The following is a 12,866-nucleotide window of genomic DNA, read 5'->3' on the forward strand; positions in this document are numbered from 1 at the left end:
CAATAGATACCTATTCGCGCAGGAATATCCTTTTCAGTTGCCTTTCGTTGAGTGCCGAATAACGTTCAAGCTTCGCGGCAATTGCGGAAACGGCTTTTGCTTTTTTCTCGATGATGTCGACCGCTCTGTCAAACTGAGTTTGAAGGATTTCATTCACACGCTGTTCGAGGTGGGAATTTTGACGTAACAGGTTGTCGTCGCACAAATTCATTGTAGCTAATAAAGCTAGACCTTTGCCAAAGCCGAACGAGGCTTCCATTCGAATTGCAATTCGGGTCGCTTCTGCTAGATCAGAATGAGATCCGCCGCCGCTGCCATCACTGATCTCCCCAAACACAACCTTCTCGGCGGCTAACCCACCCAAAAGTGTGCAAATCTGAGCATCGTACGCGGTTCTGGTTGTGAGAATTCTATCTGCACGAATTTGCATCAATGTGCCACCAAGGTTGCGATCACTGTCTCGGAAGGTTCGCCTCAGATGAACCGAAACTGGTTTGATGCCTGTCACATCAAACAATTCATCTGCAACGACAGCGTGCCCGGCTTCGTGAATGGCTGTTCGACGGATGTCTTGAATACATACCGGGCGCGGAGAAGGAATATTGATGGCAAGGTCTGACGCACTTAGAGGGGCTTTCCTCGCTCGTGCACGGCTCCGTGCTTCTCGCACCAGTCGGGCAATGTCTGCACCAGACGCACCTTCAAGCCTAACCGCGATTTCAGAAATGTCTTCCCCTGGCAATGCGTCTCGCAAATGGTATTTGAGGATTTGCTCCCTTCCGACTGCATCGGGGAGGGGGATGTGGACATGCCGTTCAATTCTTCCAGAACGAATGATCGCCGGGTCAATTGCATTAATATCGTTGGTCGCTGCAACTACGACGACACCTTCTCTACCATCCAGCCCATCCAGGCACTGCAAAAATCCATTGATAACCTGCCGCGCGTAATTGGAGTTTCTTCCAGAAAGCTGGGATCGTGTTCCGAAACTGTCAACTTCGTCGACAAACAAGATGCATGGCGCTTGCCGTTTCGCCTGCTCAAATGCACGAAGCATCGCTTTGAGGAGGTCGTCTAAGCTACCTTTGGCCTGCCATTGGGCTAGAGAGTGCGCAAACAAGGGGACTCGGCACGTTCCAGCTAATGCGCGAGCAAAAAGCGTTTTGCCTACACCTGGAGGGCCACAGAGTAACACGCCGCGATCAATATCCTCCCAGTCCAATTCTCGCTTGGCGAAAAGAGCAAGATCTTCTGCGAGCATTTTTCCCCAAGACGCTGCTTCCCCATAGCCTGCGATATTGTCGAGGTTGATCTCGCTTTTTGTGCAGATCGCTTTTGATCCTCTGGTCACGCGATCAAGCTTGCGTTGAACGTCCTGATCGCTCCATGATTGACAGATCATCGAAGCCAGGATGCGTAACGAGAATGGGGCAGGGACAGGCAGATCGGAAAATCGAGGCGGAGTTCGAAGACTTTCTTTCGCAATCGATTCACACAGGGAGCCATCGAGTTTCATTTCGATGATATCGTCAGCGGAGTCCAATACTTGTTGTGGTAAGGAAGTTACGTGCGGTGCGAAATAGACCGTCTGCTTGTATGTGACATGGTCATCACCGAAATCAAAATGATCTCGCTTTTGGGCGGTTAACTGGATGACGCTTCGCTGTGATGGCCGTTTCGAATTGTAATAGTCCAACCGACCAAGGGCCTTCTCAAAGAGCTCCAAGTCATCTGGATGTTCACATGTGATAACTAGGTCGAACACTCGGCCCGCGAGCAAATCATGAAGACCGCGCCTTCGGATTTGCCGAGTAATGTGCGCCACCGCAAGGCGCAAAGCCAGGCCTTCTGGCGTCTGTTGAAAATTCTGCATTCTGTTTTCTCACAAGGTTTCACAGTATTGAAAGATGGAGATCGGCAGTTGCAGTGCGATATTCGAAACATTGTCATGGGCGTTGCCTCTAAAAATTATCGCAGGCCTCTGACTTTGGCGGGCTTACCAAGTCGATAAAATCGCGAATACGTACGCGCAAAGTGCAGTTGCGGATCGACATAAAACAGTTCGCTGGTCGTAATCAGCCTGCGGCTACCCAGTTTCGGATGCTCTAGAACCATTCCCTCCAGGCAAGGCAAGGCGCGGGTCGTTCGAACCCAATCGTTAAGAAGCGGGCTGTTATCCAGAAGATTAAGGTCAGGTTGTTTCCCCTCACGTAAAAGCTTGAGATCGTTGACCAATTTGTCGAGCGTACTGATCGTTTCAGTTAAATAATTCAGATTGTTCATAGGTAAGATTCCTCATTATCGGGCGCGAAAACGCCGATTTGCATCATTCAGGTTCGTGCAGGTGAATTAGGCTCGGGAAACTCGGGTTTCTGGGCTTATTCTCTCAGTGAGATCGAAGCTGATCTCGCCGGAAAAATACAGGGTCGCAATGGTCGACATCGGATCGGCGGTTCCGCGTACCAATTGGATACAATATTTGAGCGGAAGTGAGCCGTCCTCATCGAGGGCAGTCAGTAAGCGTAGGCGATCAGCAAGTGAAACCGTCGATCTGAGCGCATAGGGCAACAGATCGACCGCATTCGCAATGACTTCAGCTTTATCGTCGTGCTTGTAACTGACGCAGTCGTAGTGCCAGCCATCAGTCTCGGCGGCTTTGATTACCCAATCTGGCAGTGATGTCGCGTCCACGAGATAATCACCGTCATTTCGTTGAATTGCGAAATCAGGAACATGATAACCGTCGCCAAATCGCAGCAATACAGGCAAACAGGCCCAGGCATGCACATTGGGATCTAGGTCAAATAGGCATGCCAGATTGCGTGCTTGTTGCGAACGGAAAAGGGGTTCGCCATGGCACTTCAGAACCTGCGACGGTGGGAATTTATAAGCAGACGCGTTTAGTCGGACGTCTGCGAGAATACGGTCGGTAATGGATTGGAACATTGAAAAGAGTTCCTCTGATCGCGACGGCTAAATGTCAGCCGTCAATGAACAACTGGTTCGGCAATCAGATGAAACGTATTCGAAGCACGCAGCTAACATCGCGCTCTGCAGAGCGCGATGTTAGCTTCGGGGAGGGGTTGAGCGCGTGTTTCATACGAAGAACATAACAGGAACAAACTGCGAGAGTCAAGCCTTCACGTTTGGATTAAAATGGCCCACATGCCACGTATCCGTTATCGGATTGCATAAGCCAGGAAGTTTGAACCATTCGTGGATTTGCAAGAAATCGCTAACATTCGCCGTCGCGATGGGAATTCCATACCGTATGGAAGCTGCTGCGATCTGAAGGTCTTGTCCCAGCTTGGGTTTCTTTGAGTTGGGGTCAGGGATCCACAGCGATTTCAAGGCAGGGACAGAAAGCATTCGACCAATTATCCGGGCAGTCTTAGCATCGTGATCCAAACACATAAGGTCACTAGCGAGCAGTTGCTCAAGCCATTCCTCAAGTGCATTTGCGCGAGAGGAGCCGCAAGACCGCAGATTTTCAATGCCTTTCTGGATTTCGATGACCGTTGAAATCGAAATGGCGAAATAAATATCCGGAAATGTCTTTACCCATGTGATAAGTTCGGTTGGCGGATTCTTGTAAGCAAATTGACTTAGGATACATGTATCTAGAAGCAGTCGCTCATGCGTGTTCATACTGCACTCGCAAGCTTGATTAGCTGGATATTTTCGTCGAAGCAATTGACAAGAATTTGGTAAAATAAGGATTAGTAAACCGAACGGTGGCTCGTACAGCTGCCGTTATCAAACATTGGATAGCGTCTAGATGAAGACTGGAAAGATTTGGACGATTGATGAGTTTATTTCAGATACGAGCAATGTTTTGTCTTCTGCGGCTGTAAATGGGCCGCAGTTTTTAGTGGCGAATGGTAAAACTTATAGAATAGAAGCCGTCGAAGACGCTGAAGCTGATAAGGTCAGAGATATACTGAGCGACGGTGGTCCTTTGGAGGACGGCGACAGACTGGATTGAGCGGGTTTTCGATTGCCTTGGCTCTCCGTGTTTTTACGTTGCCCGAAGATGGGGCTTGAGTTCTTAACTTTGCTCTGACAAGAGGCTGTTAAATGGATCAAATTTCTATTTGACGGTCTCATCAAGCGGGTGATTTTTTTCTTGCACTAACCATCAGAGTCCATCCGCAGTCATTTTTCTCAAGATAATCGCGCAGGGAATGTCCTACCAAAGGCCGAATTGCTGCGTTTAGTTTTTTGGACGTTAGTACACGGCGGAAACCTTTATGTGCAATCGGCGTAACGGATCGCAGCTCGCAAATTGAATACCGCGCTTCGACGAGTTTGGTAAGTTCTTGGCGGTCGACCCATCGTCTGATCTGTCCCTCTCCCGGTGGTGGGAGGCTGCAATATTCTTCCAATACCAGACGGTTTTGAGTTGCCAGGAACAATGAGCCATCTGTTTTTAAAAGCTCCGATATTCTGCTCAGGAATAATTGTTGATCTGCGACGTGGGAGAGGACCTCCAAGGTTACGATGACGTCAAAGGAATTCATTTCAAAGGGGAGTTCGAAAAAATCTCCCGCCGTAAATTTCACATGTGGCCATTTTTGTTGTGATCTCTGAAGAACGGTTTCGGCAAGATCCGTCCCATGAACATTTCCAAATTGCGAAAGTTCGTTGCAGAGCCAACCTGTACCGCACCCGACCTCCAATATATTCAGGTCCTTGCGGTTGAGCGATTTAAGCCAACTCAACACAACTTCGGCTTGGCGATTTGAAATTTCCGTGAGCTCGTGTTCGCGAGTACGCGCGTTCCAGTCATCCCAAAATCGTTGCTGTCTTGCTATGCTTGTCATGCTGTCAGTTTGAGGTGTGATCTGTAAAAGGAACAGTGCTCAGAAGCGTTAGGTTCTTACTGCTTTCGACTATGTAAATAGATACCAACACATTCCAGCGAACGAACTGAGCAACAGCAAAGGGATCATTTTCATCCGGAATACGAATGCTGATATGAGACTTGCAACGGTCAGCAGGAGGGCTGGTACATTTAGCGTCTGCCAAACCGGAACCCATGCACCGATCCAACCGTAATGGTGTTCCACGACCTCCTGAAACAGCACATGGATGGCGAACCAGATAGCAAGGTTCATTATTACGCCGACGACGGATGCGGTTATGGCTGTGAGCGCCGCCGAAATTGCCTTGTTCCCGCGTAATGTTTCGATGAATGGTGCACCGAGGAATATCCAGAGAAAGCAGGGCAGAAACGTCACCCATGTGGTCAGAACAGCCGCCAATGTTGCCGCCATGTATGGATTCAGGTCGCCTGGAGAACGATAAGCGCCGAGAAATCCGACGAACTGAACGACCTGGATCAACGGTCCAGGCGTCGTTTCCGCCATGCCGAGACCATCGAGCATCTGGCCTGCTGTGACCCAGCCAAAACGTTGGACGGCTTCCTGAGCAACGTAAGAGAGAACAGCATAGGCTCCTCCGAACGTGACCATCGCCATTTTGCTGAAGAAAATTGCGATCTGGGAAAAGACGTTTTGCGGGCCCAGACCGATGTATAAGGCGAGCACCGGGCCGACCCACAAAGACAAAAACACCAGAGAAATGCTGATCGACCATCGCAAATTGGGTGCCGCGTGGTCCGGAGTGTTTTCTCCAATGACCGAATCCTTGTCTGCAAGCGCGTTGACCGCACGCTTATGACCACCGCCCGTTTGAAAGCTCCTCGATCCAAAATGTGCCGCGATCAAGCCGATTGTTCCCGCCATAGCTACGATCAACGGGAAAGGAAAACTGAACAGAAATATCGCCAGAAACGCAGAGACCGCGATGGCAATCAGCGCATTATTTCTGAGGGCTCTTTGACCTATACGCAGGACAGCCTGGATCACGACTGTCAGCACGGCTGCTTTCAATCCAAAAAGGAAACCTGCAATCGCTGTGATATGGCCGAACGCCACATAGGTCAGGCTCAAAATCAGGATGGACAGGAATCCTGGCAGGACAAAGAGAATTCCAGCGACCAGACCACCTCTGGTTTTATGAAGAAGCCAGCCAATATAGATGGCAAGCTGATGCGCTTCGGGCCCAGGTAAAAGCATGCAGTAATTGAGCGCGTGCAGAAATCGGTCTTCGCCGATCCACCGCTTTTCCTCGACGATAACCCGATGCATTACGGCAATTTGGCCTGCAGGTCCGCCGAAGCTCAGTGCCGCTACTCGCGCCCATACACCCAATGCCTCGCCGAACGGAATTCCATGGTCAGGAGTAGATGGTGGCGTTTGGATACGGGATTGGTTCACAGACACGTTCATTATTGACCTCCCGGCTTGCCAGAGGGCCAATTATGGGTTTCGTCAACAGCATCACGCGCCCATCGATAAAATGCGTCATAGAGCAACAATCCTGCGTTCAATTGCTCCAGATCATCCTTGAACATGCGAGACAGACCAAGAGAGGCCGCAAGAAGACCTGAACACTGGGGGGCCAGATCAAGCCGCGCTGTGTCTGCACCTCGTACAATTGTCGCCAGTCTGTCCAATGAAGGTGTTTTCAGCCCGAATTCTTCGATCATAACGTCGAAAGTGCACAAATCCCCGCGATGGCTCCAGAAAACCCCTTCGATATCAAAAGGGGTCGCGTCAAACTTGTCTGCTACCTCAAGGACTTCCTGCGCACCAACAAACAGGAATACCGCGTCGGGATCGATGAAGCGCTTTATCAGCCATGGACAGGCAATACGGTCAATCTTTGGGCGTGCGCGTGTTACCCATACGGTTCTGTTCTGATGATCGCGGTTTGGCAACCGTTCAAGGTTGACCACAAAAGCATTTGACGCGATCCAGGCCTCATAGCCGCCTTCGAGCGTCTCTGCTTCGATTGCTTTGTGCCTGAGCCAGGAAGCAGCTCCCTGACAGAGCTTTTGGCCTTTCTGACAATATATGATGACCTGTTTGTCCTGAAACTCATCAGCCCAGTTTTCGACCGCAAGAGCGTCTCGATTGACTGCGCCTGGAATGACACGTGGGTCTCGCCTCAGATCGTCGTCGTTGCGAACGTCGACTATCCTCGGTGCGTCAGGCATCCCGATCAGACGGATTAATTGCGATGTGGTAATTTCTGTATTTGACGGCATAAACGTCCACTCCCTCAAAAGGGTCAGAGGACGCGATATTTGGGCTGCCGCCTCACGGGGTAACCGCGATCAACCCCTTGGATGAAATTTTAGCACCATTGCGGATCCACTGGCAATAGTACTGCAGCGGCAAATGATTCATCAGATCAACGAGAGAATTTGCTAAATTTACCCGCCCGGATGTGTGTCGCTGGATGATGGTCCGTGCATAATGCCGAGCGGGTAAATAAGATCACCACGTTTTTGAAGAGTAATGGCTTACTTGCGCCCGATAAATCGGTCGAAGTAGCTCATGCATTATTTTCTGGGGTATCGTCTTCTTACGCTGAATCGTTGATCCGCCAAGTTCCTTGGAACGCTCAATTATGCCAGCCGGAACGACAGAAAGGATATCAATATGAGTAATCCATCGCATTTGTAGAAACGTATCGACGGGACGATCAAAGCGTTCTGTGGCGGCGAGAAGCTTGACCGCTGCTTTATTACTAATTAGCTGCGCCATCATTCGAAGCCCAACTACACGTGGTCGAATTAGCTTCACGTCATCGTCGTGAAACAGGACGTCGCCGTGTTCTCGATCTGCGCGTACAGGAAAGCGGATCATCGTTCCTGGTCGACAGTGAGTGATTGCTACTTTCAAAGCGTGGTTGAACTGGTCTGTGACACCAATATCGTCTTCAAATATAAGAGCAGCGTCCAGCCCACGATCAACGATAGCTTGCCAAGCCTTTCGATGTGAAAGAAAGCAAGCAATTTCGTTGTTGTTTAACTTGAACGGATAATGAGGTTTGTGAAGTCTCTCGCTATACGAATGGCGAAGCGTGGACGAACCGATCTCTCGTCCATCACATGCCGGAATTATCTCTGTTTTGAAAGAAAGCGCATCTATCAGCGCTTCGACCTGAGATTTTCGTTCGATTGCTCTCGATAAATGAATAATAAAGGCTTCAATGTTCTTCATGGGGGAAATCTTTATCTACGAATTCTCGCCCAGAATGAGATGTCATCTGGATGTACATCAGCGAGAAATTCAGTCAGCTTTGCCTCGTAATTCGTTTCCCATGGAAAGACTGGCGTCTTGGAAACGGAACTACGTGATTAAAAATTGCTCAAGGCAGGACGCTGGGGGGTCTGTCGATGTCAGCCAGGAGTTCAAACTCCGAAAAATCAACGTACTGTCCAGGAAAATGGCAAGAGCGGCCTATGGAGTATTCGCCCAGCGGGTATCGTTGCTGTTCGTGATCGCCATCATGATGGTGCACTTTAACAGTAGGTGCCGGGTTGAGGGTTCTTTCTGAAATTAACTGCTCGACGCTATAGATTTCGGTCGCGGCGCGGTGTTCGATATCCATACTATGGTTTTGTGCAATGACCTGTGGCGCATGAAAAAAGATTGAGAGCAGTGTCGCCCATAGAAACAGGTAGTGTGAGAACCGGGCCATTTTTAGCTCGCGATCTCACGAACTGCGACGAGAACAAGTATTAAGCCGACCAGAATCTCAATGGCGCGCGATAATCTTTCCAGTAGATGGGATTTGTTCTCCACGAGATGGGCGACGCCGTGCCTGAATAGCACCGTTATCAAGGCGAGCAGTGATAGTACGATGCAAATTCCGATCATCATCGCGAAAGCAAAGGCTATTCCCGCCTCGGGGACGCCACGCGTGATCGAATAGGTCATTATGAAAAGCGTCAGGGGACAGGGGATCAGGCCTGCGAAAAACCCAAATGCCAATCCTTCACCCTGATCGTGCTTATGGGGGCGTCCTCTCAACGCGCGGAATATCATCCACGCGCCAATAAGACCCATCAGGCTTCGGCTTACTCCTTCCAGAAGTGGTGCGCGTCCTACGCTCCCCAGCGTGACCGAAATGAGCGGCAATGACAAAAGCGCAATTACGACGGAAAGTCCCACATGCGTAACCGACAATGCGGCAGAAACTGCCAGCGCCCTCAAGGCACTCAACGGAGACGCGGTCAGATAAGTGGCCAGAAGAGTTTTGCTGTGACCAGGCGTCAGCGCATGGGCCGCGCCAAACAAGATGCCCATGGGCAGATAAACTATGAACGATGCCCAGTCGCGCGCATCGGCAAACGTCTGGATGTGTCTGGCGAACGCGAAATAAATCTCGCGCTGAAAACTGACCAGATCCTGGAACAGGCCCATCATATCAGCTTCAAGGTCGCCACGCTCAGAGCGACATAACGACCAACCTTTCCTATAGCCACAAGAATAATGAAAGAAGGCAACGGTTCACGCATTACGCCTGCAACTACAGTCAGAGGATCGCCAACAACCGGGAGCCAACTGAAGAGCAATGACCATTTCCCGTATCGACCGTACCAGCCTTGTGCCCGAGCCAGCGAGTTCTCACTCGCTGGAAACCAGGAACGATCCTTGTAATGCTCAATACCTCGACCAAGCATCCAGTTAATCAGTGCGCCAAGTATATTTCCAAGGCTCGCGACCGCCACCAACAGAATCGGCGAAAGCTTTTCGCTGGCAAGCAAGCCCACCAGAACTGCTTCAGACTGCATCGGCAGAATAGTTGCGGCAACAAGCGCACTGAAGAACAGCCCGGCATAGGATAGCAGCTCTGTCATCCGACTGCGTCATCTCTCATTGGGGAGCTTGGCCACTGAGGATGATGGCTGTCAATCACATAAGTATGTGAGTGCTTGTGACCCTGACCCACTGGTGTTGCATCGGTGAGATGAGGATGATCATCATCAAGCCCGGTGTGGGTGTGCTCGACCTCGTCAGGATCGGAGGCTGGCCAGACAATGGTCGCGATTGCCAGCGCGACAGCGGCGACGCTTGCAAGGATGGCAAATGTAACTGGCATACCAGCTTTCGCACCAAACCAACCGGCAACAGGATAGGTGATAAGCCAGCAAGCATGTGAAAGAGCAAACTGCGCTGCAAATATGGCTGGACGATCCTCAGGGTGGGCAGATCGGCGCAACAATCGCCCGGATGGCGTCTGGGTCAGGGAATAGCCTAGCCCAAGGATAAACCAGAGTGGTAACAGGTACCAATAATTGGAAACGAAGGTTCCAACGAACAGTCCTGCTATGAGAATTGTTGCCCCTGCAAACATAGCACGACGATCAGCAACATCTTCGAGCAGTCGAGGAAGAACGAGCGCCGCGATCATCGAACCGCCTCCGAAGGCGGCGAGTGCAACTGCCATGGATCTTTGATCGAGACCAAAGATGCCCTGGACAAGAACAACTGTATTGACGATCACCATAGCACTCGCTGCGGCAACCGCCAGATTAAGCGCGAGAAGACCTCTCAGGCGTGGAGTGGCGAGATAAATTCGCATCCCCCGCGTGGTGCGGTCATAGATACCGCGTTTTTCTGTTGGTTTGGGACTTGGAAGAACAACGGAAACAACCAGGGCGGCTGACGCCAGAAATCCGACGACAGTCCCTGCAAACAGGCTGTGAAAGCTAATGACTGTCAATAGAGCGGCGGCCAGCATTGGGCTGGCGACACTTTCCATATCATAGGCCAGTCGCGACAATGACAAGGCCCGTGTGTATTCCTTTTCGTCAGGCAAAACGTCAGGAATGGTCGCCTGAAAGGTTGGTGTAAAGCCTGCTGATGCCGATTGAAGCACGAAAATCAGGACGTAGACCTGCCAGATTTCAGTGACGAACGGTAATAATAACGCAACGGCCGCGCGAACCAGATCGAGACAAACGAGCATTGTCCTTCGTGGCAAGCGGTCGGCAAAAGCAGCCGCGATTGGTGCGACACCGACATAGGCAACCATTTTGATAGCCAATGCAGTACCCAGCACCGCACCTGCTTCGTTGCCAGCCAGATCAAATGCGAGAAGGCCCAAGGCAACAGTTGCAAGCCCGGTGCCAATCAGGGCTATGACCTGGGCGAGAAACAAGTGTCGATAGGTGCGATTTCCCAGAATTCTAAGCATGATGTGTTCCGAGACCTAGACGGGCGGTGTGATTGCTGATTGTTGAGCCAATCCAACCCAACCGTGATAACCGACGTACAAACCGACAGCGATGATCAGCAGGCTTGAGAAGTAAGGAGCTTTCCGCGCAACCGTCGAGAACCAGCTCCAGCGCTTGGTAGCGTGGCGGACACTGAGTGCGGCAACGGCACCCACTGTTACAAGTGTGATTGCTAGCCCGATGGAGAAGCAGAGTACGAGCGTGAATCCGAGGGTGAATTCCTTGAGCTGAAGGCAAAGCAACAGGATCGTGATTGCGGCTGGGCAGGGAATGAGGCCACCTGTCAGGCCGAACAGGACAATCTGCCACGTTGTCACGTTCCGGTCTGCGAATTTTCGCCTGATATCGTTCGCATGGTCCAATTCGTGGGCGTCCTGATATTCACCCGTGGTAACTTCGAGACCGCGCAATTCTTCATGCATATGGTCATGGTCATGATCATGATCATGATCTTCGAAAAATGACAGATCGTACGCGTGCGTATGCTGATCATGCGTCAGTTCCAGCCGGACCATGAACTCGTGCGGTTCAGGAATCTCGTCCGAAGATTCGATGTAATCGCCCTTGTCGAGGAAATAGAATGTCTGACGGGTGCCGTCTGGACGTTCTGTTTCCAGCGTAACTTCATCTGATGCCCATTGATGGCCGTGCATCGATTGCAAGCGCCAACGAGGAGGCACACCGACTTCAAATATTTCTACGATAATGCGCCCATGCCCCGTGTCGATTTCTCGCTTTTCGGCATGGCTATGATCATGATGACCGTGATCATGGCCCGAAGCGAGTTTCGCTCTCTTTTGATCAATCCAGGTTCGCCAGAACATCCAGAGCGCGATAAAAATGATGATCGCCGCCGAGGCGAGCTGGAAATAGGGTTCGAACGTTTCTGCATCGACACCTTGCCAGAGATACATTCCACCAAGCGCGATACCCCACACGACTGCCGTATGCGAAGCAGTCGCAGCCAGCCCCAGAAGAATTGCCTGTGTTACGGTGCCGCGTACTGCAACGATGAAGGCGGCCATCATCGTCTTGGAATGGCCAGGCTCAAGACCGTGCAATGCGCCCAGGAGGATTGCGCTGGGAATGAAGAGCCATGCATGGCCGGAGCCTTGCTGTAAAAGTTCTGCAAACGAGGGCATTGGATTGGCTCACAAGTAGCGTGTGATTTCTTTGAAATCGTCGATGGATTTTCGTTGGTCTTTTTCGAGCGGCCCGACGACGTCTTCCAGACAATGGTCCAAATGATCCTGAATGAGTGTTCGCTTGGCCTGACTGATCGCTTTCTCGACAGCGTGCAATTGCTGAGCGAGATCGAGACAGGGACGTCCTGCTTCAATCATCTCGATAACGCTTTTCAGATGACCGCTGGCGCGTTTCAGTCGCTTTACGATCTCAGGATGGGTTTCGTGACTGTGTAAATGTTCGCTCATGCCTTTATCCTATCCCCCTGGAGGGGATATATCAAGAAACTAAATTCGCTATCAGGACAATTGAATAATGGACCGTTAACGAATTGGTGACTATGAAATGGGCATGTTAACCGGATTAACGAGAAACCTTTGCTGCCTTATAGCTGCTTTTGCAGTTGCGATAGCGCTTGTCTTCTCGACGGTGAGCATGGGTTCATCTGTAGATTCGACACCTATCGTTGACTTGTCAGCACAAGCCCATCACCATTTAGACATGCGTTCAGACGTTTCCTCGTCCGAGCACTCGCATGAGGACGCTTCTTCATCCGAGGGCTTCGTCGGTCACAGTCACGGAC

15 protein-coding genes are annotated in these 12,866 nt (G+C 50.9%); 1 reads left to right on the forward strand and 14 read right to left on the reverse strand.

All coding sequences use genetic code 11. From position 1 onward, the window contains the following. Nucleotides 1-10: 10 nt before the first annotated feature. The 4 genes from FIB18_RS00225 to FIB18_RS00240 all read right to left on the reverse strand — a co-directional run bounded on the left by FIB18_RS00225 (nt 11) and on the right by FIB18_RS00240 (nt 3,648). The gene (locus FIB18_RS00225) at nt 11-1,873 is read right to left on the reverse strand and encodes an AAA family ATPase (protein WP_123218518.1); all 1,863 of its coding nucleotides are present in this window, start codon (nt 1,871-1,873) and stop codon (nt 11-13) included. A gap of 95 nt (nt 1,874-1,968) precedes the next feature. Further along, complete coding sequence (locus tag FIB18_RS00230) at nt 1,969-2,283, reverse strand: DUF6634 family protein (RefSeq protein ID WP_123218517.1); 315 nt, start codon at nt 2,281-2,283, stop codon at nt 1,969-1,971. Between the two features lie 66 nt (nt 2,284-2,349). Then, entirely contained in the window at nt 2,350-2,946 is a 597-nt protein-coding gene (locus FIB18_RS00235; RefSeq protein ID WP_123218516.1) for a hypothetical protein, read from the reverse strand. 186 nt (nt 2,947-3,132) lie between these two features. Further along, entirely contained in the window at nt 3,133-3,648 is a 516-nt protein-coding gene (locus FIB18_RS00240) for a PIN domain-containing protein (RefSeq protein WP_123218515.1), read from the reverse strand. A 130-nt stretch (nt 3,649-3,778) separates the two neighbouring features. On the opposite strand from FIB18_RS00240, the gene FIB18_RS00245 reads away from it, so the two are divergent. Continuing rightward, complete coding sequence (locus FIB18_RS00245) at nt 3,779-3,985, forward strand: hypothetical protein (RefSeq protein ID WP_123218514.1); 207 nt, start codon at nt 3,779-3,781, stop codon at nt 3,983-3,985. A 121-nt stretch (nt 3,986-4,106) separates the two neighbouring features. Here the strand turns inward: FIB18_RS00245 and FIB18_RS00250 are convergent, their stop codons facing one another. The 10 genes from FIB18_RS00250 to FIB18_RS00295 all read right to left on the reverse strand — a co-directional run bounded on the left by FIB18_RS00250 (nt 4,107) and on the right by FIB18_RS00295 (nt 12,531). Beyond that, the gene (locus FIB18_RS00250; RefSeq protein ID WP_123218513.1) at nt 4,107-4,823 is read right to left on the reverse strand and encodes a class I SAM-dependent methyltransferase; all 717 of its coding nucleotides are present in this window, start codon (nt 4,821-4,823) and stop codon (nt 4,107-4,109) included. A gap of 69 nt (nt 4,824-4,892) precedes the next feature. Continuing rightward, complete coding sequence (gene chrA, locus FIB18_RS00255; RefSeq protein ID WP_123218512.1) at nt 4,893-6,293, reverse strand: chromate efflux transporter; 1,401 nt, start codon at nt 6,291-6,293, stop codon at nt 4,893-4,895. Next, nucleotides 6,293-7,114 (reverse strand): chromate resistance protein ChrB domain-containing protein, encoded by an 822-nt coding sequence (locus FIB18_RS00260; protein WP_123218511.1) that lies wholly within the window; start codon nt 7,112-7,114, stop codon nt 6,293-6,295. The genes chrA and FIB18_RS00260 overlap by 1 nt, the downstream gene beginning before the upstream one ends. A 232-nt stretch (nt 7,115-7,346) precedes the next feature. Continuing rightward, entirely contained in the window at nt 7,347-8,075 is a 729-nt protein-coding gene (locus tag FIB18_RS00265) for a glycosyltransferase family 25 protein (RefSeq protein ID WP_123218510.1), read from the reverse strand. Nucleotides 8,076-8,223: 148 nt separating this feature from the next. Further along, nucleotides 8,224-8,556: a hypothetical protein gene (locus FIB18_RS00270; RefSeq protein WP_140018858.1), complete on the reverse strand. Its 333-nt coding sequence runs from the start codon at nt 8,554-8,556 to the stop codon at nt 8,224-8,226. Between the two features lie 2 nt (nt 8,557-8,558). After that, entirely contained in the window at nt 8,559-9,275 is a 717-nt protein-coding gene (locus tag FIB18_RS00275) for a sulfite exporter TauE/SafE family protein (RefSeq protein ID WP_123218528.1), read from the reverse strand. Between the two features lie 5 nt (nt 9,276-9,280). Continuing rightward, nucleotides 9,281-9,718: a YqaA family protein gene (locus tag FIB18_RS00280; RefSeq protein ID WP_123218508.1), complete on the reverse strand. Its 438-nt coding sequence runs from the start codon at nt 9,716-9,718 to the stop codon at nt 9,281-9,283. After that, nucleotides 9,715-11,058, reverse strand: a complete 1,344-nt coding sequence (locus tag FIB18_RS00285; RefSeq protein WP_140018859.1) for an MFS transporter — start codon at nt 11,056-11,058, stop codon at nt 9,715-9,717. Before FIB18_RS00285 ends, FIB18_RS00280 begins: the two co-directional genes overlap by 4 nt. Before the next feature lie 15 nt (nt 11,059-11,073). Then, entirely contained in the window at nt 11,074-12,240 is a 1,167-nt protein-coding gene (locus FIB18_RS00290) for a nickel/cobalt efflux transporter (protein WP_140018860.1), read from the reverse strand. A 9-nt stretch (nt 12,241-12,249) separates the two neighbouring features. Then, a complete protein-coding gene (locus FIB18_RS00295; RefSeq protein ID WP_123218505.1) occupies nt 12,250-12,531 on the reverse strand; it encodes a metal-sensing transcriptional repressor in 282 nt (93 codons plus the stop codon). Nucleotides 12,532-12,866: the final 335 nt, after the last annotated feature.

Source organism: Brucella pecoris (assembly GCF_006376675.1).
In the GTDB taxonomy this organism is placed as follows: Bacteria; Pseudomonadota; Alphaproteobacteria; order Rhizobiales; family Rhizobiaceae; genus Brucella; species Brucella pecoris.

Coding starts and splice junctions, on each gene's coding strand:
- FIB18_RS00225 (WP_123218518.1), bottom strand. CDS start 1,873: ATGCAGAATTTTCAACAGACGCCAGAAGGCCTGGCTTTGCGCCTTGCG.
- FIB18_RS00230 (WP_123218517.1), bottom strand. CDS start 2,283: ATGAACAATCTGAATTATTTAACTGAAACGATCAGTACGCTCGACAAA.
- FIB18_RS00235 (WP_123218516.1), bottom strand. CDS start 2,946: ATGTTCCAATCCATTACCGACCGTATTCTCGCAGACGTCCGACTAAAC.
- FIB18_RS00240 (WP_123218515.1), bottom strand. CDS start 3,648: ATGAACACGCATGAGCGACTGCTTCTAGATACATGTATCCTAAGTCAA.
- FIB18_RS00245 (WP_123218514.1), top strand. CDS start 3,779: ATGAAGACTGGAAAGATTTGGACGATTGATGAGTTTATTTCAGATACG.
- FIB18_RS00250 (WP_123218513.1), bottom strand. CDS start 4,823: ATGACAAGCATAGCAAGACAGCAACGATTTTGGGATGACTGGAACGCG.
- chrA (WP_123218512.1), bottom strand. CDS start 6,293: ATGAACGTGTCTGTGAACCAATCCCGTATCCAAACGCCACCATCTACT.
- FIB18_RS00260 (WP_123218511.1), bottom strand. CDS start 7,114: ATGCCGTCAAATACAGAAATTACCACATCGCAATTAATCCGTCTGATC.
- FIB18_RS00265 (WP_123218510.1), bottom strand. CDS start 8,075: ATGAAGAACATTGAAGCCTTTATTATTCATTTATCGAGAGCAATCGAA.
- FIB18_RS00270 (WP_140018858.1), bottom strand. CDS start 8,556: ATGGCCCGGTTCTCACACTACCTGTTTCTATGGGCGACACTGCTCTCA.
- FIB18_RS00280 (WP_123218508.1), bottom strand. CDS start 9,718: ATGACAGAGCTGCTATCCTATGCCGGGCTGTTCTTCAGTGCGCTTGTT.
- FIB18_RS00285 (WP_140018859.1), bottom strand. CDS start 11,058: ATGCTTAGAATTCTGGGAAATCGCACCTATCGACACTTGTTTCTCGCC.
- FIB18_RS00290 (WP_140018860.1), bottom strand. CDS start 12,240: ATGCCCTCGTTTGCAGAACTTTTACAGCAAGGCTCCGGCCATGCATGG.
- FIB18_RS00295 (WP_123218505.1), bottom strand. CDS start 12,531: ATGAGCGAACATTTACACAGTCACGAAACCCATCCTGAGATCGTAAAG.